The sequence below is a fragment of the Staphylococcus lloydii genome, from assembly GCF_015775975.1.
Lineage (GTDB): Bacteria > Bacillota > Bacilli > Staphylococcales > Staphylococcaceae > Staphylococcus > Staphylococcus lloydii.
The window spans coordinates 2,418,553-2,442,558 of sequence record NZ_CP064056.1 but is presented as its reverse complement, the minus strand read 5'-3'; the positions used below and the strand labels follow the sequence as shown (position 1 = coordinate 2,442,558).

Below are 24,006 nucleotides of genomic sequence, written 5' to 3'. Positions count from 1 at the left end.
TACAGACACAGGACGGCACATTTGAGCTGACAGATGAACAAGTCCAAAACATTTGGAGCAGAAAACTGACACTAGGACAGATACAAAAGCGACTTGATGACGGCTGGGGACTGATTGAGTCAATCGAGCTAAACAAAAACTATTACATGTATGAGGGCGATATTTGCCTCAGATACGCAGACGCAACAAGAGTGTTATACATTCCGTTGTATGTGATTGAGCGCATTGGCATACACTACAACGACACGAGACGCTTATTCAACAATCTCAGTGAGGGCAAAAGCTTTAGAAACGCAGTATCTAATATGCAGGGAGGCATTTTCGACAGAAAACTTTCAAGAGAATTAGAGGCTGTAGACGAAACGGAAATACTCAAAGACAAGCAACTAGCACGTATGCGCAGTAAGGCAAGAAAGCATGAAAGAAAACGTCTAGCAAAAGCAGAAATGGCAAAGCAACGTGACATGGAGCGCAGACCTCACATGTACGACGGCACGCCACAGCAACATACTTTCGGCGAATATGCGCAGTATCTATTAAGTAGCTACAAATTCAAATGTTCTGAGGTGGTTAAATAATGGCATTGATTAAAGACTTAAATATCGGCGACCTTGTTTCATTTGAGTACCCTATTATGTCAGGCGAAGAGGTAATAGGAGAAATCACTGAGCTATATTACGACGTGATGAAAGCGACCGTGTACGACGGCATAGACACTTATCACATCGACAACGCCCTAGACATTACAATCATAAACCCAGCTGAGACTGTGAGAGAACAACACTATCAGAGCCACAGAGACAATGGCATAGACCTTATAGACTTTTGGCATATGCAAATGTCCGAGGAGGAGTTCCAAGGCGCTATGAAGTCACAAATAAGCAAATACGCTGTACGTTTAGGTCGTAAAGACGACAAGGTCAAAGAGTTGAACAAAATTATTGATTATGCAGAACGTTACAAAGAGAAGTTACAGCAGGAGGGCAAATAATGACAAAACTTATTTATCTAGCTGGCGACATGTTGAGCCACGGCCAGCAATTACGCAGAGCTTACGAGAAGTCAGCATTTAAACGATTAGACTATGAGGTCTATAATCCTCAGGACGATAAGAGTATCAACGATAAATCAAGCGCAGATCAGCAAGGGCTGGCCGAGCGTATCGTCACAAATGACACGTCAGGCATTGAGCAAGCTGACATTATCGTATTGGATTATTTGCCACATGCACAAGGGACAATATGTGAGCTGGGCTACATTCAGAAGTTAAAACGTGAAAAGCCTGAACTTAAGGTCTATGTGCACTGTACGGACATGAGACAAGGCACAGGCCACATTCCTGATGAGCAGGACAGAGCAGAGTTCTCAATTAACCAATACGTCTACGGCGTTATCTTAGAAGTGACTGAGGGCAGAGGCGTTCAGGATTTCGAGGGAATCAGGCAGACGTTAGAAAATGACACACCATTCACGAATAGCATACTGTTCAATATGAAACGCATTGAGCGTGAGCTAGAGGCCAAAGGGCTGGACTTCATAGAAAGCCACAGCATTGAAAGAGGCATTGAGGGCGAACGTCACGAATTAGGGTTTGTTGACGGCTCAGAAATAAGTTTCTTTGTAGGAGTTGATAAGTAATGAATACACAAGAAATCGCCAACCACCTAGAAAAGGTGCTCAGTGAAGCTAATGAGATTATAGAACGTAACAAAGCACTAGAACTGGAAAATAGAGAGCTTAGAGACTTAATAGACAACCAGCAGGACAAGCTCCAAAGCATTTATGAAGAGACGGCCAAAGCGCAGTACAACTCTACTTTATGGCGTAAACGCTTCGAGGCTATGGAGGGCTTCATCGCATTTAAACTCGAAATCACGCCAGCAAGTTCGCAATATCGCAACGTAGCAATTAAGCTCCGAGAGCAGTTAGCTAAAGGACTACATGAATACTATTAAACAGGCCTTAGCGCAAAGATGCGTCAAGGTATCAATAATCAGGAGGGCAAACACAATGACAAATGAACTAATTGACTTAACAAAGAAAATCGAGCAATGGGCTGAGGACAGAAACCTACACACAGCCGACCCAATCAAACAATTCGACAAGCTGGTTGAAGAGTTCGGCGAATTAGTCAAAGGTATCAACAAGCAAGACTTAGACGTGATTAAGGACAGTATCGGCGACATGTTTGTCGTGCTTGTCATCATGAGTAAGCAAACAGACAACTCAATGGTTAGATTGCTAGAAGAGGCAAGCGTCGAGACATTAAGACCTAAACACAGCACAGTCGGCTACATTTTAAATTTATCAGACTTAGGCGACTTACTCAGCGACAGAATTTCGTTTATTATGCCTCAGGTTTACGAGTTAAATACTGACCTTGTGCAGACTTGTGGCGAGTATGGCCTCGACTTCACTCATTGCGTAGCGCTTGCTTACGATGAGATTAAAGACCGTAAAGGCAAGATGATAGACGGCAAATTCGTAAAAGAGGCTGACTTGTAATGTCAATATTCACGGTTGTAATTAACGCTTTACTGTTAGTAGCTATATTTTGGTTGATATACAGAGAGGCTCGAGACAGATATAAAAACACCAGACGAGTGAACGTGCATATAGATGAAACAAATCAAGTAGCATTTATTGCACCTCGGCCAAAAGCAAGTGACAGAGATATAAACCTAATAGCTAACCAGCTAAGAGGCTTATACAAAACAGTCTTGGTATTTGAAAATGATGTGAACCTAAGAGGATTGAAAAGAGGGGGCAAATAATGAAAAATTACACAGTGCAAGAATTAGAAGATAGCCTCGAGCTATCAAGACATTACGATGTTAAAGTTGACGGCGATGCAATTCTAAAAGACAACAAAGACATACTTGAAGTCATAGAGCTATTTGAGGCAATAGAGGACTACCTAGTTATTAAGCCCAACGATTTCGCTGACCATGAGCACATAGAAATAGATTAGAGAGGAGTTTATCAATGCACGAATTAGACAATGTGACGCCACTTGAGTATTTAAAACATGACGGACAGGTCACATATGCGCATGCAACGAGCAGGAAATCAAACTACTGGAAGAATAGCGACAAATCATGGGGCGATTTTCTAAATAAGCTATCAAACACGACACGCACACAAGAGTCGATTGATGAATACAACCGAATGAAAAAAGATGAACAATCAGAGGTTAAAGACGTAGGAGGCTTTGTTGGTGGTTACCTCAAAGAGGGCAAACGCCGTAAAGGCTACGTGATGAATAGATCAATGCTGACGCTAGACATCGACTTTGCAGATGAGAACATGCACGAAATTATTGACCTGTTCTTTGATAGAGCATATGCCCTCTATTCAACGCATAAACATAGACCTACAAACCCACGTTTGCGCTTAGTAGTTCCGTTAAAACGTCATGTAGACGGCGACGAATATGAGGCTGTAGCTCGTAGAGTTGCTGAGTCTATCGGTATTGATTACTTTGACGACACGACCTATGAGCCTCATAGACTGATGTACTGGCCGAGTACCAGCGCAGACGCTGAATATTACTTCACATATGCTGATGAGCCGTTCCTAGACCCTGACGAGGTGCTCAATACTTACAAAGATTGGAAAGACCCTCTTGAATGGCCTTATTCAGAACGTGAGAGCGCTAGCTACAACAGACTTGCAGACAAGCAGGGCGACCCTCATGAGAAGCCAGGTCTTGTCGGTGCGTTCTGTAGAGCTTATGACATACAAGACGTGATTGAGCACTTCTTATCAGATGTATACGAGCGCTATGATGACACACGCTTTACCTACATAGGAGGGTCAACAGCTGGTGGTTTAGTCACTTATGAAAATGGTAAGTTCGCTTACTCTCATCATGGTACAGACCCAGCAGGTGGCGAGCTATGCAACAGCTTCGACTTATTGCGTATACACAAGTTCGGATTGCAAGACGAAGATATTCCCGAGTACACGCCAATTACACGCTTGCCGTCCTATAATGCTATGCAAAACCTCGCACAGAATGACTCAGAGGTTAAAATCAACATGATAGCAGAACGTTTTGAGGACGCTGAGAACGAGTTCAGCGAATACATTGATAAGGAAGCGAAAAAAGACAAGTACAAATGGGCGACACAACTTGAAGTCGATAAGTCAGGGAGCGTGTTAGCCACGACGACCAATATTGGCCTTATATTGCGCAATGACGACAACTTGAAAGGCAAGATTGCCTATGATGAGTTCAACACGCGTATGTGCATTAAAGGCATTACACCGTGGAGCTCTGAGGACATAATAGCCTATTGGCGAGACAAAGACGACGCAGGTCTAAGAAACTACTTAGAAAAAGAGCATGGCATATACAACAGAGCCAAAACAGACGACGCCGTCAATGAGATAGCCTTAGAAAATGCGTTCCACCCTGTCAGAGAATACCTTGACCAGCTTGAGTGGGACGGCGTAGAGCGTTTAGACACGTTATTCATTGACTACTTAGGCGCAGACGACTCAGAGCTTAACAGAGCTGTGACGAGAAAAGCGTTCACGGCTGGTGTGGCTCGTATCTATCAACCTGGTGTGAAGTTCGATTACATGACGACCCTATATGGTAAGCAGGGACACGGCAAATCAACGCTACTGAGCTATATGGGTGGCGATTGGTTTAGTGACAGCCTCTCAGAAGTGACGGGCAAAGGCGCCTATGAAGCCTTGCAGGGCAAGTGGCTTATTGAAATGGCCGAACTATCAGCAACTAAGAAAGCTGAGGTCGAGGCGATTAAGCACTTCATCAGTAAGCAGGTTGATTCATTCCGTGTGGCGTATGGCCGACACAATGAAGATTTCCCACGTCAATGTGTGTTCTTTGGTACGACGAACAACTCTGATTTCCTACGTGACGACACAGGAGGGCGTCGTTTTTGGACGATTTCAATTGATAAAAACAACGCACGTAAGGACGTGCAGGAGCTTAGAGACAGCGCCCTAGTGGCGCAGATGTGGGCAGAAGCCAAACACCGATACAATAATAATGAGGCTTTATACCTACCAGCAAACCTAGAGGCTGAAATGAACGACAGACAAGCGACACATACCGAAGATGACTACCTAGAGGGCATTATAGAGGCGTTCATCAACACGAAAATACCAGCATGCTGGCGTGATTTGGACGTAGACACGAAACGTCAATATATCCAATCAGGCAATGAGGACATCTTACCTAAAGAAGCCAATGACGCTGAATGGGAGTACAGAGACAGAGTCAGCCCTGTTGAAGTGTGGTGCGAGTGCCTCGGTAATGACCGTAGTAAGTTCCCAAAAGCCGAACAATTTAGAATAAAATCGGCAATTAAGAGCATGAAAGGCTGGGAGCCATATACGCAAGCAGTTCGAGGACGACTCAAATTTGGTAAAGGATACGACTTACAAAAAGCATATGTAAGAGTTGAAAAATAGCAAAAAGTATCCAGCGTATCCCAGTATCCACTTACTTTAAAACTTTTAAAAATGGCTGTTAGGGACTTTGAGTATCCAAGTATCCAGGTATCCACTCTTTCGCAAACTTTTAAAAGCGTCTGTTAAGAGCTAAAATGTGTAAATTTACAGTATCCCAAGTATCCACCCATTTGGATACTTGGGATACGGGTGTAAAATTACCCGGTATCCACCGTATCCCAAAAATTTTAAGTGGATACTCGGGTGGATACGGCTCAATCCCTTACCACTACTGGGCTCAAAGTGGAGAGTATCCAAGTATCCATAAAATACCCTACTGACTTCAAAAGTAGTGTATAGGGAGTATATAGTATATACGGGGTATCCATAACACGCCCTTATAAAAAGATGAGCCAAAAATTTCGGTTTTGGGATACGATAGTAATATTACACTTCTTAGGAGTTTAGATATGAGAGAAAATAAAATTGAGCAACACTTAAAAAATGAAATAGAAAAAATGAATGGTATGTGTTTGAAATTTACATCTTCAATTCGAGGAGTACCTGACCGAATTATTTTACTTCCTGAAAACCGAATATATTTTGTGGAGTTAAAAAATGAAAAGGGTCGACTATCTAAAACACAAAAATATGTGCATAAGCAATTTAAGAAATTAGGCGTTCATGTCTATGTGCCATATTCAAAAAGTGAAGTAGATAAGTTCATAGATGAGGTGTGCAAAAATGGCAATTGATTTCAAGCCTTATGATTATCAGGCGTATGCAATTAAGAAGATAATCGACAACCCGAAGTATGGTCTTTTTCTTGATATGGGCTTAGGCAAGACAGTCTCAACGCTCACAGCCATAGAGCAACTGAAATATGATTACCTCGAAGTAGACAAAGTGCTTGTGATAGCTCCTAAGCGTGTAGCAGAGGACACATGGGCGCAGGAAGTTGAAAAGTGGTCGCATTTAACACATTTAGAGGTGTCGCTCGTGCTGGGCACACCTAAACAAAGAGAGCAAGCGTTGGAACGAGACGCTGACATATACGTAACGAATAAAGAGAATACGAAATATATTTGTGAAAAGTACCGAAAAGATTGGCCGTTCGACATGCTGGTAATTGATGAGCTGTCGACCTTTAAGAACTCAAAGAGTCAGAGGTTTAAAATACTCAAAAAGCAAATGCCTTTAGTCAGTCGATTTGTAGGCCTTACAGGAACACCGAGCCCAAATAACTTAATGGATATATGGGCTCAGGTCTACTTAATAGACGCAGGTGAGCGCCTAGGTAAGACCAAAACGAAATTTAGGCAAGATTACTTCTATCCAACGCACCAGCTTTCAGACAACGTGTTCAATTGGGAATTGAAAGACGGTGCCAAAGATGAGATATACAACAAGATAAGTGACATCACTGTCAGCATGGAAAGTAAGGACTACTTAAAAATGCCTGAACGAGTCAACACAGTTCATGAAGTTAAGCTGAGCAAAAAAGAACGAGAGCTCTATAACCAGCTCAAGTATGACATGGTTATAGAGGACGACACAGACGACAACAAAGACATTGTGGCGTTAAGTAGTGCCACTTTAAACCAAAAACTATTGCAGATGTCTAACGGCGCTGTATACACGGCTGACGGCACATATAAGCCTATTCATGATAGAAAGTTAGAAAAGCTAGACGAAATCATCGAAGAGGCACAAGGCAAGCCCGTGCTCGTGTTCTATAACTTCAAGCATGATAAAGAGCGATTATTAGAACGATACGAGCAAGCTGAGACCCTAGACAGCGAGGACTATATGAAACGCTGGAACAATGGCGATATTCAGTTGCTACTCGCCCACCCAGCAAGTGCTGGGCACGGTTTAAACCTACAGTATGGTGGATCAATCGTTGCATGGTTTGGGCTAACATGGAATTTAGAATACTACGAACAAGCAAACGCTAGATTATATAGACAAGGCCAAAAAGACACAACTGTCATTCATCACATCATGACAGAGATCACAGTCGACCAAGACGTGTACAGAGGTCTCAAGAATAAAAAGCTCGGACAGAGCGAACTCATGCAAGCAGTAAGAGCACATATAGAGTAAGAGCACATATAGAGTAGGAGGGTGCATATGAAATTAAGTACAAAGATATTAGAGATAATTATTTATATTATTTTTACGCTGATTATCTTAGGTTTAAGTGCGCTGCTATTAGGCTTGATGATGTTAGGTATTAAAGACTTATACACATTGATATTTTAGGAGGCTGGACAATGCAGGAATTGAAAAAGGTAGACTATGCAAAGTTAGAGGACTATATCGAGAACTTAGACAAGTACCGTGAAGAGTTGAAGTTCAGAGAGTATGAAATTATGAGCAACCACGAGCCTGATAATCCCGACGGTGGTAAGGCAAATTACATAAGCAACCCTGTAGAGCAACAATTCATGAAATGCAACGCAGACGCTAAATATCGACGCTTACAAGACATTGTGGGAGGCACAGAGCGCTATTTAGAGACATGCGATAGTGAAACCATAGAGATATATAGGCTCAAGTTTTGGGATAAGCCAATAGAATGTAACACGTGGAACGCTATCGCTGATAGATATTACACAAGTCATTCAGGTATGCGCCGATTTAAAACAGCTCAATTAGAAAAATTAGCAAAATTTATTGGATATGTTTAAATTTGGTTTTTTTACCTATAGAAAACCAGAAAAAACCCTAGTAATATGATAGTATGTTGTTATTGACTAGATAACAGCAATCGCTTTTGTTGGACGATTAATTTTTGGGCATATTAGTTCACTACTCCTTTACTAAATAGACCATGATTTACATTCTTATTTCTCCTTTCAAGTCGGCTGAGAGCAACTCAGTCGGCTATTTTTATGTTAAAATTAAGGTATAAAATACAAGGGGGAAATAAATATTGAACAGTAAAGATTGGCAAAATAAGTTGAGTGAAAAATTTGGTAGTTTCTCTAAATTTAACGAGCAATTTAAAGATATTAATAGATATAGTAAACCGAATCCAAATTATCTTGAAAACTCAATGATTAATTCAAGCGAGTTAATGGAAAATATTAAAGAGTTTAATGCAGAAAAAGTAAAGAAAGAATATGAGGCCATTGAAAGAGACAAAAAACAAACCAGCTATTTAGAAAATATATCAAAAAATACTGATTTTATAGTAAATCAATTTAAAAATACAGCAATAAATTTGGAAATACTTAATACAGTATTAGAAAACAAAAATATAAAATTAGAATATATAAGAAAGGATGTAGAAGAAAATAAGAACGTTCAATTTGAGATATATGAACTATTAGCCAAAGAGAGCATTTCTAATGAAAAAGAACGCTTAGAAACTACAGAAAAACTTTTAACTCAATTAAAAGACCCACTTAAATCTATAGATGTATCAGCAAGTATTACTACTATTATAAGTTTGATACTAAATTTAATGAGTTAATTGATTTAGCACCCACTGAGGTGCTTTTTTAATACACAAATCTAACAAGCAATTAGCATAATGAGGTGGTAATATCCGATGAACGAGAGACAGAAAAGATTCGCAGATGAATACATAAGAACAGCCAATAAATACCAATCAGCAGTAAGAGCTGGTTACAGCGAAAAGTACGCTAAAACCAACGCACACAAGCTACTAGAGAATACGAGTGTTAAAAATTATGTTGAAGCCCGATTTGAAGAATTGAAAAAGCAGGCAATCGCCGAACAAGATGAAGTCCTCCAATTCCTCACATCAGTCATGAGAGGCGAAGAGGTAGACGAGGAAAATATCGTCGTGCCTAAAGGCGACTTTTTATCAGACGTAGAGAAGCATACAAAACGGGCAGACACAGCACAGCGCATTAAGTCAGCTGAGCTATTAGGTAAACGCTATGCAATCTTTACAGATAAGCAGGAAATCACACAACGCAATATCGAGTTGAATATTGGGGCGTATGACGATGACGACAGCGACGATTAACCTTAACATCACAAACCCAGCAAAGGTGTTTAACAAAAACATATACAGCATACTGACTGATTACAGCCATTTCACTGAGGTGCATTACGGTGGAGGCTCCTCAGGCAAGTCACATGGCGTTGTGCAGAAAGTGGTACTAAAAGCCTTACAGGATTGGAAGTATTCACGAAAGATATTGTGGCTCAGAAAAGTCGGTGCAACGATTGCTGATAGTTTATTCCAAGACGTCAAAGGTTGCCTTGTTGATTTCAAGATGTGGGACTTTTGCGAATGGAACAAAACAGACAACCGTATCACGTTGCCTAATGGCGCTGTGTTCTTATTCAAGGGCATGGATAATAGCGAGAAAATCAAGTCAATCAAGGGCATAAGTGACGTTGTCATGGAAGAGGCCTCAGAGTTTCACTTGAACGACTACACACAGCTCACTTTAAGGCTGAGAGAGAAGAAACATAAGCAGAAACAAATATTTCTAATGTTTAACCCTGTGAGTAAACTCAATTGGGTTTATAAGTATTTCTTTACTGGCGAGCCTCACAGGAACACTTTAATTAGGCAATCAAGCTATAAAGATAATAAGTTTCTTGATGATGTGACTCGTCAGAACTTAGAAGATTTGGCAAATAGAAACCCAGCTTATTACAAGATTTACGCATTAGGCGAATTTGCTACACTCGATAAGCTGGTATTCCCTAAATACGACACTGACATACTGAATAAAGACGATTTAAGGCACTTGCCGTCGTTCTTTGGCCTTGACTACGGCTATATCAACGACCCGAGTGCTTTTATTCATGTGAAGCTAGATAAGAAGCACAAGAAGCTATATATCTTAGGGGAATACGTCAAAACAGGCATGATGAACGATGAGCTGGCCAATGTCATTAAGCAGTTAGGCTATGGCAAGGAACGCATAACAGCAGACAGCGCAGAAAAGAAATCAATCGCAGAAATGAAGCGAGAGGGCGTTGAGCGCATTAAGCCGTCAATGAAAGGTGCAGACAGCATAATAGCTGGCATACAGTTCATAAGCCAGTTTGACATTATTGTCGATGAGCGTTGCTACAAGACGATTGAGGAGCTAGACAATTACACGTGGAAAAAGGACAAGCATACAGACGAGTATTACAACGAGCCTGTTGATACCTATAACCACTGTATCGACGCACTCAGATACGCCGTAGAAGAGCTCATGATTAAGAACAGGGAAGAGAAAAAAGATACAAAAGAGCTAAGACGAATAAAACAATTATTCTAGGAGGTGCGCCATTGAGTAGCCACTACCATATAACGAACAAGCAAAACTTACATACGAAATTCAGCCAATCAGCCAATGAGGACTTACTCGCATTGAGCGTTGATGAGATTATAGAGGACTTTACAAAGCTACAAGGCTTAGTCAACACACATAAGACCGAGCAGGCGCCACGCCTTAATGTGTTAGAGCAGTATTTCTTGAGTGATAACACAGGTATATTAAAAGGCGAGCGACGTAAGGACAAAGAGAAAGCAGACCACAGAGCTGTACACAACTTCGCTAAATACATATCACAATTTATTGTCGGATACCTAACAGGTAATCCGATTTCATTCCAGCATGACGATGAGCGCACTCAGGAGGCCATACATGAGCTTAACAAGATAAATGACGGCGACGCAGTAAACAGCGATTTAGCCTTGAATTTAAGCATATATGGCCGTGCCTATGAGATTGTGTTCAGAGACGAGGACAATCAAGACAGATTTATTGCCTTAGACCCTAAGAACACGTTCGTGGTATATAACCATGATATTGATAAGAAGACTATTGCAGGCGTTCGCTATTATGACTCAATAGACGCTGAGGGCATTAAGACAAATCACGTTGATCTGTACACAGCAACCCACATACACAGCTTTGTTATCCGTGAAGGCAAGCTGAACAATGTAGAGAGCATAGAGCACCACTACAACGATGTACCTATTGTTGAATACTTGAATAACAAATTTAAGCAAGGCGACTTCGAGAACGTATTGAGTCTTATAGACCTGTACGACTCAGCAGAGTCAGATACAGCAAACTATATGACTGATACGAACGACGCAATGCTTGCTGTCATTGGTAACGTTGAAATGGACGGCGAGGACGCTAGATCGTTCAAAGAGGCCAACATGATACACGTTAAGCCTGAAATGAACGCAAACGGCAGTGAGGGCAATGCAGATGCTAAGTACATATACAAGCAATATGACGTGAACGGCTCAGAGGCTTATAAGACAAGACTTCAAAATGATATACATAAGTTCACGAATACACCTGACATGACTGACGAGAGCTTCTCAGGCACACAATCAGGCGAGGCTATGAAGTACAAGCTATTTGGCTTAGAGCAGGTCAGAGCAACAAAAGAGCGTTTGTTTAAAAAAGGGTTGATAAAGCGATACAAATTGCTATTCAATAACCTAAATATCTTAGGCACTAAGACGCATAACTACAAAGAGATAGACATTGCCTTTACGCCTAACTTGCCTAAATCAATGAAAGATAATGTGGAAATCGTCAATCAGTTAGCTGGTACGGTATCAGAGAAAACAAGACTTGGCTTACTAGACTTCATTGACGACCCTGACGCAGAGCTTGAGCGTATCCAACAAGAAGAAGACGAGCAACTCGAGCGTTCAGACAACCGAGAGTATGCTTTCAGCCAACAAGACGAAACAGTGGAAGAGTGATATAGATGACTAATAGTCAGGAATATTGGCGAAAACGTGCTGAAGAGGCAATGAGACAAGAGGCTAAATCAGATAACGAAGTTGCAAAAGAGATGCAAAGTATTATCGATGTGATGAATGATGAGATAAGTGATGCGATACACGCCTTTTATGCTAAGTATGCTAAATCTGAAGGTTTAACGTTTGAAGATGCAAAGAAGAAAATTGATCGTACAGACATTCGCAAATTAGAGAACAAAGCGAAACAATATGTTAAAAATAAAGACTTTAGCGATAAAGCAAATGCTGAATTAAAGCAATACAACACTAAGATGTATGTTAGTCGTGAACGCATGATACAAATGCAATTAGGCTTACTTGTCACTTATGCATACGCACAACTTGAGTCTCAGATGTATAACTATATGGAAAGCGCCCTATATCGAGAAATGCAACGTCAGGCTGGTTTGATAGGTGCAACAGTTCAAATTACACAAGAGAAACTACAAGCTGTTATCAACACACCATTTGAGAACGTTGAATGGAGCAAGCGCATATGGCGTGATATGGAACACACACGTCAGACAGTTCAAAAAGCAGTTAAGCATAATTTGCTGAGAGGCAGGCACCCTAAAGAATTTGTTTCTGAGATTAGAAAGCAATCTAAGGCAACAAGCTATCAAGCTAAACGTCTACTCATCACAGAAACAGCTAGAGTGCAAACAGAGGCACAGCGATTAAATTATATTGCGACTTTAGGTGAAAATGCTGAATATGAATTTTTAGCGTTTCTGGATGATAGAACAACGCAAATTTGTCGTAAGCATAACAAGAATGTATACAAAGTAGCAGATATGCAAGTAGGCGTTAATGCACCACCCATGCATCCCAACTGTAGAAGTTTTACAGTGCCGCATGTAGGGGATTGGAGAGAGACATTTTTCAAAAAACGTGAAGGCAAATATAACTTTGACGGTATAGAGATAGAGGTGGATTAAATGAAAGCTATTGAATGTATACGCTCGATTGCTGAAAGCCTGTATGGCATACACAAGGAGCTTATCAAGCTCAACAACACGCACCCAGTCAACAGAGCTGAGGGCAAAGACAAAGAAGAAAAACCGAAGAACACTAGGGAGTTAGACCCTAGTAAGTTTATGTAAAGCTACTTCCCAATTGCTGGGAGGTGGCTTTTTTGTTTGTCCAAAACGTGCTGACGACGTTAAAAGCATGTATGGAATTAAGAGCCGACGGGCTATAAATGGAGGTAATGCAATGAGTAAAAAATTGAAATTAAATTTACAACATTTCGCAGAGGGCGAGGGCGACCCAGCAGAAAATAATACAACAACGGCTGAAAACGACGACCCTGAGCAAAATGAGGACTTTAAGCAAGAAGAAAAGACGTTCACACAAGAAGAGGTCGACCAAATCTTAAAAGACCGTGTGGCACGTGAAAAGAAAAAAGCTGACGAGAAAGCCAAAGAGGCTGAGAAGTTAGCGAAAATGAACAAAGACCAAAAAGATGAGTACGAACGTGAGCAAATGCAAAAAGAGCTTGACGCCTACAAGGCTAAAGAGGCTCGAGACGAAATGAAAAAGCATGCGAGCGATGTATTCAAGCAAAACGAAATAAATGCTACAGACGACTTGCTTGAGATTGTCACAGCTGATACAGCAGAGCAAACACAAGCCAACGTTCAAGCATTTAACGACATCTTAAACAATAGGGTTAAAGAGCAGGTACAAGCTAAATTGTATCAAGGCACACCAAAGAATTATTCAAGTGGTAGTGCAGGCGTGACAAGAGAGTCAATCCTTAACATCAAAGATGATTCAGCACGCCAACAGGCAATCGCACAGAATAGACATTTATTCTAATTAAAAAATACGGAGGTTTTACATAATGGCAGTAGAAAATAACTTAATTGATGTAGAGGCATTGGGCGAAGCTAAGTCGATTGACTTCGCAAACAAAATGGGAGAACGCTTAAACAAATTATTTGAGGCGTTAGGTATCACAAACAAAATTCCGATGAACGTAGGGTCAGCATTAAAGCAATATCGTTTCAATGTGATTGAGTCAGAGGCGCCAAACGGCAACGTTGAAGAGGGCGAAATCATTCCATTAACAAAAGTTGAGCGTGAGCTTGTGAACATCACAGAGCTTGAGTTCCGTAAGTTCCGTAAATCAACATCAGCTGAGGCTATCCAGTCACACGGATACGACTTAGCAATCAACCGTACAGACGCAGAGCTTATTCGCTATGTACAAAAGAAATTTAGAACAGATTTCTTTAAAACTATTGATGACGCTGTAAACAATTCAGACCGTACAAACACAGAAGCGTTATCAGGTAAGAACTTACAAGGTGCGTTATCTCGTGGCCGTGCTAACTTATCAGTATTGCTAGACGACGAAGTGACACCAATTGCATTAGTAAACCCTAATGACGTTGCAGGCCACTTAGCAGATGGTTTCATTAACTCAAACGGCTCTCAATTCGGATTAAACTTATTGACACCATATGTAGGTGTGCAAGTTATCGAATTTGCTGACGTACCTCAAGGCACTGTATACATGACTACAGCAGAAAACTTAAACGTTGCATATGCAAACCCACAAGGCGAAATGAGCAGAGCGTTCAACTTTGCCTCAGACCAAACAGGCTTTGTAGGTGTTATCCATGATATTCAACCTCAACGTTTAACAGCAGATACAGTATATGCGTCAGCTATTTCTATGTTCCCTGAAAACGTGGACGCAGTTGTTGCAGTATCAATCGATAAGTCAACTGATGACACTACAGCAGATAGTGGCTCAACATCAGAAACAGTTTAATAATAGGGGGTTACTAACTTATGAAAGTTCAATATAAAGTAGTCCGACCTTTTATTGATAAGCATACAAGGAAGCGCTATAAGGTTGGAGACATTTACGAGTGTTCCCTAGAACGCTTTAAATCTTTATTTTTTAAAGATAATGCCTACAATGAGCAGTATATTGTGTTGGACGTACTCAACAATGCCAAAAAGGCTGAATTATTAGAAGTAGCTAAAGAACACAGTATTGATGTATCAGAAGATAATACAAAGGCTGAAATATTAAAAGCATTGGAGGGGTAATAAATGGATTACCTTGAAAGTGTAAAGCTTCTTATAGGCTTGAATGATGACAAGCAAGACAAACAGTTAAAGAAAATTATAGATGTGACGGAACGACGTTTAATAACAATGCTACCCAAAGACATTAAGGAAGTACCCGACTCGTTAAGTTGGATTGTCGAAGAGGTAGCAGTTAAGCGTTACAACCGTATAGGGGCTGAGGGCATGAGTTCAGAAAGCATTGACGGGCGTTCTACCAAGTTCCAAGAGAACGACTTTGACGAATACTTGTCAATCATTGAGGACGAGTTCCCTAAATACTCTAGCAGAACAGGCACAGTGACGTTCTATTGAGATATGAAGATAGAGCAACCCTTATCAAAGAGGGTGCAAAACGCTATGACCCTGATACAGGGAATTACACAACCCCTGAACAACACATCTATAACGCTGTGCCTTGTAACAAGTCGCCACTCTCAGCTGAACGTACGGCTGTAGAGTTCGGCGAGGTTACGAGAGACATAAGTATCGTAAGACTAAACAATCGCTTTGACGAGGCTGTGACACACGCCTATGTGAGTGGTGTAAAGTACGTCGTCATTAGGACTGTTAGGTACAGACGAGACACAGTGTTCTATGTCGAAGAGGTCAACTAATGGCTAAAGTGACAGGCATTAATGCGCTCATCAGCAAATTAGGCCATATGCACAGCGATATAGACGACGATGTCGATGAGATACTAAGGCGAAATGCCAAAGAGTTCAGAGCAGAAACTGTGACAGAAGCACGCCGAGTCATGGTAAAAGGCTATTGGACGGGCAACCTAGCCCGTATGGTCGAAGATGCTAGAAGAGGTCAAATGAGCTACGTCATCACTTCAAATGCGCATTATTCAGGCTTTCTTGAATATGGTACTCGATACATGGAACCTGAAACGTTTATGCGTCAGGTGTATCAAAAATTTTCATCACAAATCAGAGCAGATTTAGAGCGATTACTTGAATAAGGAGGGTAGCAATGGCTAAACAGTCAGCAAGATTTGAATTATTTAATTATCTATTTAAGGCTTTCAGCAATACAGGCGTCCCAGTTGTTCGGCTAAAAGAGTTAGAGCAGGAATTGCCTTATCCATTTATTGTGCTTGAAACAGTTGAGGACAGTATCGACGTTTTAAGTTTTGATAATTACGGGGGCGATCCAGCAGTCAGAGCTCACATTTGGAATATAGAGGACGACCTAGCGAGCACAGATGAGCTATACATAAAGACACAAGAAATTTTATTCAATGCTGAAATGCTCCCCTCTTATCGAGTGACGCTTGAGAACATAGACATCAACGACACAACAGACACAACAACTAATCAAACATTACAACATATTATTATCGACGCTAGTTATAGAGCGTCATAAGGCAGGCCTTTAGGGCTTGTCTTTTATTTTTAACTAATAGGAGGCAATACCATATGGCAATAAAACAAGGTACAGACGAATTGGCTTTAATTCGTAAATTAGGCGACGCAACAGAGGCAAATAAGATTATGTGGATTACAGAGTTAGAACGTGAAACTGAAAGAGACTCAGACAGCGAGGCTACAGTTGACGGCTCTGTAAATTCGGGGGGCTCATTAGAGTCAACAGTCACAGTTACATCATACATGGACGCTAAAGATGAATTGAGTGACGAAATTGAGGACGCTACAGAGGAGTCTATGCCTTATGAGTTATGGGTCATCAATAAGAAAGTGAAAAACAGTGAAGGTAAATATAAAGCTGAATACCGTCAAGGTCACTGGAATAGCATTACTCGTACAAACGAAGCTGACTCTATTGCAGAGTTCGAGACTGAGTTCGGCGTATACGGCAAAAAACAACGTGGTTATGCTTCACTACCAAAAGTTGTAGAAGAGAACAAAGTAGCGTATGGCTTCCACGACACAACAGCAGACGACCCAGCAGACGACGGGTTAGCTGAGGCTGATGAAAACATTCCACAACCTGATGAAGGCGCTACAGATGACTCAGAAACTACGGAAACAGTTTAATTACAGTTGAGGGTGTAACAGCCCTCATTTTTATTTAAGACTAATACAAACAAGCGAGGTTATTTTATTATGGAAATTCAATTCAAAGGCAAAACATTAGAACTATCATTCGGCTTTAAGGCTTTATCACTAATTGATAAACGTTTAGGCATGGAAATCGAGCAAATGAGTATCGGGCAAGGATTAAGCCTATTAGTTCCAAACTTAGCACAAGGCAACCCAATCGCTATTGGCGAGGTTATCTTATCAGCTACAGCACATCACAAGAAAGCGCCTAAAGAGGAGGACTTAGACGATATTCTTGACGATATTGCAGTTAACCAAGGTTTTGAAGCGTTTGGCGAAGATGTTATCAAGGAGTTGGGAAAGCGACCTACAACCCAAAACCTAGTACCCGACGAGTACAAACCGAAGAGCAAGAACAAAGCAGAGAAGTAAACGAAGATGACGAGCCACTCACATATGATCGTGTTGTCGTTATGTGTATGAGTGAGCTCGGTATTTACGACTTATCATACATAGAGAAAATGACGTTATGTGAGTTTAACTATCGCATGTACGCGCTTGAGTACGAAAGGCTCAAAGAAGAATACGACCTGTATAAGCTAGCCTTTGCTATCAGAGACGCTGAGGCAACTAAGCAGGTAGGTACAGGCAAGAACAAAAAAGAAGAGTATCTGTTCAACTCTGTAAACGACATACTCGACTATGAAAAGAACGTTAAGCGATTAAATAAAGGCGAGCCAATAGAGCTTGAAATCCTTGATAAGAATAAAGATGATAATAAACCGTCGCTTGATGTCTTAAAACAAATAAGAAACCATAATAAAAAATAAGGAGGGTTAAAGCGTGGCAAAATCTGAATATAAGATTAGCACCTCCATTGACGCTGATACGTCGAAGTTTAAAAGGCAGATTGAAAGAGCGAAACAAGTTGCTAGAGACTTCAAACGTACAGCAGAAAGCATGAAAGACGCTAAAATAGGCGCCAATACAGCTGAGTTCAGAACTAAGATAAAACAGGCTAAGTCTGAAATGAACAGCTTTAGCAGAATGAGAGCAAAGTCCACACTAGATGTGAACAGCTCGGGTGCTATATCAGCCATAGAGCGATTTAAAGCAATGTTACGTTCCATACCCAACAAACATCGCACCCGACTTACCATAGACAGTCGAAGTGCTCTAAACGGGGCACGTGCTGTCGTGCGTGCGATAGATAACTACGGCAATGCTTTGGACGGTTTAGCGACTAGAATTAGAACAGTTGGGACAGTCGTAAGTAACGTGTTCAAAGGCTCTATGCTTTCCAGTGTAACAATGCTAGTGCCAGCAGTTGCTTCGCTAGTACCAGCGCTTATGGCTGTACTCAATGCAGTCAAAGCAGTCGGTGGTGGCGCTGTTGGTATGGTTGGCGCATTTGCTACAGCTGGTGCTGGTGTCGTTGGTTTTGGTGCTATGGCAATGTCAGCACTGAAAATGGTTGAGGACGGAACGTTGTCAGTTACGAGTGAAGTGCAGAACTATCAATCAGCTGTCGACAACCTCAAATCAGCATGGCAAGGCGTTGTGGCACAAAATCAATCAGAGATATTTAACACATTATCAAATGCAGTCAACACAGCAAGAGTGGCTCTAAGTGGCTTGACGCCATTTTTAAGTGGTGTAGCTCAAGGCATGGAAAAAGCCAGTCAGGCAACTCTGAAATGGGCTAAAGAGTCACAAACAGCCTCAGACTTCTTTGATATGATGGGCTCAACAGGCGTTAAAGTGTTTAACAAAATGATGAGCGCAGTGGGCAACTTCGGCTCAGGCTTTGTTGCTCTCATAACTAAACTTGCACCACTTACTGAGTGGGTTGCTCAAGGTTTCGAGAACATGGGCAAATCATTCAATAAATGGGCAAACAGCGTTGAGGGTAGCACAGCCATACAAGACTTTATCAACTTCACAAAAACAAACTTGCCTTTAATTGGCGAGATATTCAGCTCAACGTTTAAAGGTATTTTTAATCTGATGAAAGCATTTGCACCTAACTCGCAAATCATCTTTGAGAGTCTTGCCCAAATGGCAAACCGTTTCGAGCAGTGGAGTGCTACGATTGCAGAGTCCGACGGCTTCCAGCAATTCATTGACTACGTTCAAACAAACGGACCAGTCCTAATAAGCCTAATAGGCAATATCATTAACTTGATTGTCAATTTAGCAGTAGGCATGGCGCCACTTGCCTCAGCAGTGCTTAATTTAGCAGACGCTTTCACTGAGTGGCTTGCTAACCTTACAGAGGCACACCCAGTTATTGGGGCAATATTAGGGGTGTTAGTCACATTAGGTGGCGCATTTATGGCTTTAATCCCCTCAATACTAGCTGTTACAAACGGAATATTGCCATTGATAGCCCAATTTACAGGCTTTCTTGGCGTGGGCGAAATGGTTATGTCAGCCCTTTCAGCAATAGGTACAGCGTTTGCTGGCCTTTCAGCACCTATACTAGGCATTATAGCTGTGATAGGTGCAGTCATCGGCGTAATGGTTGCATTGTGGAATAGTTCACAAACAGTCAGAACAGCCATGATTGACGCATGGAGCGCTATTTCTCAAGCAGTCATGCAAGCTGTTCAAGCCATTATTCAATTTGTATCTCAATTGATTACGAGAATACAAACAATTGTAGCGCCGTTAGTACCAATTTTCCAAAACACATGGAATCAAATTGTTGCTGTTGTTGAAACTGCTATAAACGTGATAAGACCTATCGTTGAGCAAGCGTGGAATACCCTTAAAGCCACTACACAGGTTGTGTGGGAGCTTATTAAAATGGTAATCACGGTAGCAATGGAAACAATAGTCGGCACGATAACAGCCTTACTACAGGCCTTATCAGGCGACTGGTCGGGGGCTTGGCAGACAATCCAATCATCAGGACAGGCTATTTGGCAGGCCATAGTTACAGCATGTCAGAATATCTTTAATATCTTGAAAACTTGGCTGGCTAATCTTTGGAACAGCATTACTCAAAACGCCATTACAGCGTGGAACGCCTTACAAGGTGTAGCCTCATCAGTTTGGCAGTCCATAGTAAATGCTATCCAATCAGTAGTTCAGGGCTTAGTTGCTATACTGTCAGCTATTTGGACGACAATTACTAGCACAGCGTCGTCTATGTGGTCGGCGTTAGTGAGCACAGCGTCGTCAATTTGGTCGTCGCTAGTTAGTACAATAAGCTCAATCGTCTCTAATATTGTTAGTGTCGTTAGTTCGGCGTGGTCGTCGGTACTAAGCACAACAGCATCAATATTTAGTTCGGTTGCCTCTACGGTATCAAGCATATGGTCGTCAATCGTGAGCGCGATAAGCTCATTCATTTCGAGCATTATTAGTACAGTAAGCTCAGGCTTCTCATCAGTATTGAGCACCGTGTCATCAATTCTAAGCTCCATAGCTTCGACTGTATCAAGTATATGGTCGTCAATTGTGAGTACGATAAGCTCATTCATGTCAAGCATAGTTAGTACAGTGAGCTCAGGTTGGTCGTCGGTATTGAGTACCGTGTCATCAATCCTAAGTTCAATCGCTTCGGCCGTGTCAAGCGCATGGTCGTCAATCGTGAGTGCGATAAGCTCATTCATGTCGAGCGTTGTCAGCACTGTAACAAGTGGTTGGCAAAGCGTCCTAAGCGCTATTACATCGGCTATGAGTGGCATTGTCAACGCTGTAACATCAGGCATGAGCCGTGTGGTTAGTGCTGTTTCATCAGGTGTGAGCAACGCAGTAAGCACGGCGAAATCATTCGTTGGTGCTATGGTGTCAGCTGGTGCAGACCTTATCAGAGGTATGATAAACGGTATTAAAAACATGGCAGGCTCATTAGTAAGCGCAGCAAAAGGCGTAGTGTCAAATGCTGTCAAAGGCGCTAAGAGCCTATTAGGCATACACTCGCCGTCGAAAGTGTTCAAAGAAATCGGTCAATACACTATGCAAGGTATGCAAATTGGCCTTAACGACCGAGGCAAGAAAGTAGTTCGTGACACAGCACGTATTGCACAATCTATGACAAACGGCTTTAACCCTAACTTGCAGGCACAGCCAATGGTACAGGGTATCAATCGAGAACTCGATAATATTTCAGCTAAAGGCCGAGTGCAGGCAAACCACACTACGACGTTTAAAGCCGAGCCCAATAAAACGACATTACATGTACAACTCGACACAGACGACGAAGTGCTTACGGCTAAAGTCAACGGCATAAATGCTCGTGACGGCGAGGTACTTTCATTTTAGGAGGTTAGACAATTGGACTTAAAAATTACAAAGCTAGACGGCTCCAGCTACACGCTGGGACAATATGGCGTTACGGTTAAAGATGTTGTCATCAGTCCGATTGAGGTTGAGCAGGAAAAACGAAATATCAAAGGCTTGCACGGAACATTTGACGCAGGTATGACCTACAAGGAGCGCAGTATTAGCGTTCCATTTGTTTTTGTTACCGAGAGCTTGTCATCATATCCACTATACAGAGACTTAATCTTTGAGCTGGTCTATGATGAACAGCCTTTTTATGTGCAGGAAATGCGCAGACCTCAGAGACAACAATATGAATTTAAAGACACGATTTACAATGATACAGCAGTCACAACAGACCAATACGGCTATGATACTGTGTTCGACAGCTCTCAAACAGACAACGAGGTCTCAACAGGTAAGCGCTACTTAGTGCGTATTACTGAGTGTGAGGAAATGGAACAATCAGGCAAAAAAGGTAAGGGCTCTATGAAGTTCACCACGACTGAGTTACCTTTTGCTGAAAGCATTGGCACGTCCTTAGACCTTGAAAGCAAAGGGCTTAACTACACTGAGGAGCCTATATGGTCTTATGGTATGGGCTTAATGCACGACCCTGATACTCGACACTACACATTTGATATTAGCCAAAGTAAAGAACATGATGTCTATAATTTCGGCAATGTGAAGATAGACCAATTCAACCAGCATTTAATTTTAAGGCTAACTTTCAATAGCAAGCCTAAAGGCAAAATCAAGTTTGGTTTTAATGGCACACAATGCGAGATTAATACAGACGAGGCCAATATCAAAAAAGGCGATGTCGTTACATACGAGTCAGGTGGCTACTTCAAAAATGGCCTTAGCATTTTAGTCAATACAAACTATGGTATTCCAGTAATGCAAACAGGCAAAAATAAACTTACATTCAACGAGAACTATGACATTGAGGCTCAAGTTGAGTGCAGATACTACTACTTATAGGAGGTCATTTGAATATGGCAAGAGACATCATTACAACGCCTTTAGACCTGAAAAACCTTGAAAACCACAATCGCAACTACAAAGAGTTGTATAACTTGATAGACGCAACTGATACACGACTCAGCGAGAACATGTGGGACGAATTAAGGAACGCAAACACAATGAAAATGCTGGAGCCCGTACAGACACATGAACAGCTACCAGCAGAAGCAAAAGAAAAATCACTCATCACAGTCATAGACGAGCAAAAGGTTTATGCCTATGTGCATGATGAGTGGCAGCAATTTAGCGAAATTGATTTAGATCCCTTTAGTCCTTTTAAAGATGAATTACAGACAATGATAAATAAACATGAGACAAAGGCTAACCAAATATTATCTGATACACAAACAGAGCATGATAAAGCTGTTGCTAAAATTAATGATTTAACGTCTGATTTTAATAATAATTACCAAACTAAATTAGATGCTTTTAATCAAGACTATCAAACAAAATCAACGCAACTCAAAAATGATTATCAAACTTACAGTTCACAAATAGATACGAATACAACAAATAGCTTATCTGATATTGATGATGCAAAAAATAATGCATTAACAAAATTAGATAACTTCCAAAATACCGATACATCGGAGTGGCAAAAACATAAATTAACTCGAGATGATGGCAAAACTAAAGCTTTATCTGACATTGATTTCGGTGATACAAGTCAATTAGATAGTCTAGAAACAGGTTTTTATTATGTTACTACAGCAGAAAATATTCCTGTTGGAGCGTCAAGTTACAACGGGTTTCTTGCTGTTTATCGACGAGATACTGACGAGGTCAAACGTATTGAATTCAAACCTTATGATTCTACTCAAACGTTTATAAAACGATTTTATGAAACATGGGGCGAATGGGAACCTGTGGACGGTACAAAGATTGAATTATTTACTGGAAGTGTTACTGAACCAGATGAACCTATTAACTTAAACGATGACCCGAGAAATTATAATTATTTAGTCGTTGATTTAAATCATATAGGTGGCGACGATACGGTTACAACTACTTGTGTTAAAGACTATATAGCCATTAGGACTTTTAATTTAGGCAATAGTGCAAGTGGGGCTACACTTATAGAAACAACACTAAAACTAGATAGTGACGACCCTACCGTGCTTAACACAGATGTTCATGTACGTGTTGAAACCGATACAGCAACAGGCGAAAGTTACATGCCTGAAATACTAAGAATTGTAGGTGTTAAATAATGTGGCATAAAAGAACTACGGCAAATATCAATGTAAATGAAGATAAAGAAATAACGTCCTATGCGACTGTCGGGGGCGTCGGTGGTATTGATGTCCCTTTAGACATTTTACCTGACGACTTCAGAGAAAATTTCGCTAGTAAATTCTATCTATATGAGGACGGCGTAATCAAACGCAACCCTGATTACACGCAAACTAGGTTTGATGAAGAGGAGCAATAGCC

The 24,006-nt window shown here is 41.2% G+C and carries 30 protein-coding genes; all 30 read left to right on the top strand.

Annotation, left to right across the window (positions count from 1 at the left end):
* The first annotated feature begins 212 nt into the window (after positions 1 to 212).
* Complete coding sequence (locus ISP08_RS12060) at positions 213 to 578, top strand: SA1788 family PVL leukocidin-associated protein (RefSeq protein ID WP_196931164.1); 366 nt, start codon at positions 213 to 215, stop codon at positions 576 to 578.
* Positions 578 to 991 carry a DUF3310 domain-containing protein gene (locus ISP08_RS12055; RefSeq protein ID WP_195718788.1) on the top strand — a complete coding sequence of 138 codons (414 nt, stop codon included), beginning with the start codon at positions 578 to 580 and terminating at the stop codon, positions 989 to 991. Before ISP08_RS12060 ends, ISP08_RS12055 begins: the two co-directional genes overlap by 1 nt.
* Entirely contained in the window at positions 991 to 1,638 is a 648-nt protein-coding gene (locus tag ISP08_RS12050) for a nucleoside 2-deoxyribosyltransferase (protein WP_195718787.1), read from the top strand. Before ISP08_RS12055 ends, ISP08_RS12050 begins: the two co-directional genes overlap by 1 nt.
* Positions 1,638 to 1,955: a hypothetical protein gene (locus ISP08_RS12045; protein WP_195718786.1), complete on the top strand. Its 318-nt coding sequence runs from the start codon at positions 1,638 to 1,640 to the stop codon at positions 1,953 to 1,955. The genes ISP08_RS12050 and ISP08_RS12045 overlap by 1 nt, the downstream gene beginning before the upstream one ends.
* A gap of 55 nt (positions 1,956 to 2,010) precedes the next feature.
* Positions 2,011 to 2,505 carry a MazG-like family protein gene (locus tag ISP08_RS12040; RefSeq protein WP_195718785.1) on the top strand — a complete coding sequence of 165 codons (495 nt, stop codon included), beginning with the start codon at positions 2,011 to 2,013 and terminating at the stop codon, positions 2,503 to 2,505.
* A gap of 268 nt (positions 2,506 to 2,773) precedes the next feature.
* Positions 2,774 to 2,971, top strand: a complete 198-nt coding sequence (locus ISP08_RS12035) for a hypothetical protein (RefSeq protein WP_195718783.1) — start codon at positions 2,774 to 2,776, stop codon at positions 2,969 to 2,971.
* Between the two features lie 14 nt (positions 2,972 to 2,985).
* The gene (locus ISP08_RS12030; protein WP_195718782.1) at positions 2,986 to 5,448 is read left to right on the top strand and encodes a virulence-associated E family protein; all 2,463 of its coding nucleotides are present in this window, start codon (positions 2,986 to 2,988) and stop codon (positions 5,446 to 5,448) included.
* Positions 5,449 to 5,897: 449 nt separating this feature from the next.
* Complete coding sequence (locus ISP08_RS12025; protein ID WP_195718781.1) at positions 5,898 to 6,182, top strand: VRR-NUC domain-containing protein; 285 nt, start codon at positions 5,898 to 5,900, stop codon at positions 6,180 to 6,182.
* The gene (locus ISP08_RS12020; RefSeq protein WP_195718780.1) at positions 6,172 to 7,533 is read left to right on the top strand and encodes a DEAD/DEAH box helicase; all 1,362 of its coding nucleotides are present in this window, start codon (positions 6,172 to 6,174) and stop codon (positions 7,531 to 7,533) included. Before ISP08_RS12025 ends, ISP08_RS12020 begins: the two co-directional genes overlap by 11 nt.
* A gap of 27 nt (positions 7,534 to 7,560) precedes the next feature.
* The gene (locus ISP08_RS12965) at positions 7,561 to 7,692 is read left to right on the top strand and encodes a hypothetical protein (protein ID WP_267904787.1); all 132 of its coding nucleotides are present in this window, start codon (positions 7,561 to 7,563) and stop codon (positions 7,690 to 7,692) included.
* A gap of 11 nt (positions 7,693 to 7,703) precedes the next feature.
* A complete protein-coding gene (locus tag ISP08_RS12015) occupies positions 7,704 to 8,120 on the top strand; it encodes a transcriptional regulator (RefSeq protein ID WP_195718779.1) in 417 nt (138 codons plus the stop codon).
* 245 nt (positions 8,121 to 8,365) lie between these two features.
* Positions 8,366 to 8,908 (top strand): hypothetical protein, encoded by a 543-nt coding sequence (locus ISP08_RS12010; protein ID WP_195718778.1) that lies wholly within the window; start codon positions 8,366 to 8,368, stop codon positions 8,906 to 8,908.
* 78 nt (positions 8,909 to 8,986) lie between these two features.
* A complete protein-coding gene (locus ISP08_RS12005) occupies positions 8,987 to 9,430 on the top strand; it encodes a terminase small subunit (protein WP_195718777.1) in 444 nt (147 codons plus the stop codon).
* On the top strand, positions 9,411 to 10,688 hold the full coding sequence (locus ISP08_RS12000) for a PBSX family phage terminase large subunit (RefSeq protein ID WP_195718776.1): 1,278 nt from the start codon (positions 9,411 to 9,413) through the stop codon (positions 10,686 to 10,688). The genes ISP08_RS12005 and ISP08_RS12000 overlap by 20 nt, the downstream gene beginning before the upstream one ends.
* 29 nt (positions 10,689 to 10,717) lie before the next feature.
* A complete protein-coding gene (locus ISP08_RS11995) occupies positions 10,718 to 12,142 on the top strand; it encodes a phage portal protein (RefSeq protein ID WP_195719349.1) in 1,425 nt (474 codons plus the stop codon).
* A gap of 5 nt (positions 12,143 to 12,147) precedes the next feature.
* A complete protein-coding gene (locus ISP08_RS11990; protein WP_195718775.1) occupies positions 12,148 to 13,119 on the top strand; it encodes a minor capsid protein in 972 nt (323 codons plus the stop codon).
* Positions 13,120 to 13,284 (top strand): hypothetical protein, encoded by a 165-nt coding sequence (locus tag ISP08_RS11985; protein ID WP_195718774.1) that lies wholly within the window; start codon positions 13,120 to 13,122, stop codon positions 13,282 to 13,284.
* A gap of 112 nt (positions 13,285 to 13,396) precedes the next feature.
* Complete coding sequence (locus ISP08_RS11980; protein WP_195718773.1) at positions 13,397 to 14,002, top strand: DUF4355 domain-containing protein; 606 nt, start codon at positions 13,397 to 13,399, stop codon at positions 14,000 to 14,002.
* Positions 14,003 to 14,027: 25 nt separating this feature from the next.
* Positions 14,028 to 14,963, top strand: a complete 936-nt coding sequence (locus ISP08_RS11975) for a capsid protein (RefSeq protein ID WP_195718772.1) — start codon at positions 14,028 to 14,030, stop codon at positions 14,961 to 14,963.
* 20 nt (positions 14,964 to 14,983) lie between these two features.
* On the top strand, positions 14,984 to 15,247 hold the full coding sequence (locus tag ISP08_RS11970) for a hypothetical protein (RefSeq protein WP_195718771.1): 264 nt from the start codon (positions 14,984 to 14,986) through the stop codon (positions 15,245 to 15,247).
* Positions 15,248 to 15,250: 3 nt separating this feature from the next.
* Positions 15,251 to 15,580, top strand: a complete 330-nt coding sequence (locus ISP08_RS11965) for a phage head-tail connector protein (RefSeq protein WP_195718770.1) — start codon at positions 15,251 to 15,253, stop codon at positions 15,578 to 15,580.
* Positions 15,581 to 15,881: 301 nt separating this feature from the next.
* Entirely contained in the window at positions 15,882 to 16,232 is a 351-nt protein-coding gene (locus ISP08_RS11960) for an HK97-gp10 family putative phage morphogenesis protein (RefSeq protein WP_195718769.1), read from the top strand.
* Between the two features lie 11 nt (positions 16,233 to 16,243).
* Positions 16,244 to 16,636 (top strand): hypothetical protein, encoded by a 393-nt coding sequence (locus tag ISP08_RS11955; protein WP_195718768.1) that lies wholly within the window; start codon positions 16,244 to 16,246, stop codon positions 16,634 to 16,636.
* A gap of 53 nt (positions 16,637 to 16,689) precedes the next feature.
* Entirely contained in the window at positions 16,690 to 17,268 is a 579-nt protein-coding gene (locus ISP08_RS11950) for a phage major tail protein, TP901-1 family (RefSeq protein WP_195718767.1), read from the top strand.
* Between the two features lie 69 nt (positions 17,269 to 17,337).
* The gene (locus tag ISP08_RS11945; RefSeq protein WP_195718766.1) at positions 17,338 to 17,706 is read left to right on the top strand and encodes a tail assembly chaperone; all 369 of its coding nucleotides are present in this window, start codon (positions 17,338 to 17,340) and stop codon (positions 17,704 to 17,706) included.
* A 47-nt stretch (positions 17,707 to 17,753) separates the two neighbouring features.
* Entirely contained in the window at positions 17,754 to 18,104 is a 351-nt protein-coding gene (locus ISP08_RS11940) for a hypothetical protein (protein ID WP_195718765.1), read from the top strand.
* A gap of 13 nt (positions 18,105 to 18,117) precedes the next feature.
* Positions 18,118 to 21,546 carry a phage tail protein gene (locus ISP08_RS11935; RefSeq protein WP_195718764.1) on the top strand — a complete coding sequence of 1,143 codons (3,429 nt, stop codon included), beginning with the start codon at positions 18,118 to 18,120 and terminating at the stop codon, positions 21,544 to 21,546.
* 12 nt (positions 21,547 to 21,558) lie between these two features.
* A complete protein-coding gene (locus tag ISP08_RS11930) occupies positions 21,559 to 22,530 on the top strand; it encodes a phage tail domain-containing protein (RefSeq protein WP_195718763.1) in 972 nt (323 codons plus the stop codon).
* A gap of 14 nt (positions 22,531 to 22,544) precedes the next feature.
* Entirely contained in the window at positions 22,545 to 23,783 is a 1,239-nt protein-coding gene (locus ISP08_RS11925) for a hypothetical protein (RefSeq protein ID WP_195718762.1), read from the top strand.
* Complete coding sequence (locus ISP08_RS11920) at positions 23,783 to 24,004, top strand: DUF2977 domain-containing protein (protein ID WP_195718761.1); 222 nt, start codon at positions 23,783 to 23,785, stop codon at positions 24,002 to 24,004. The genes ISP08_RS11925 and ISP08_RS11920 overlap by 1 nt, the downstream gene beginning before the upstream one ends.
* The last annotated feature ends 2 nt before the right edge of the window (positions 24,005 to 24,006 follow it).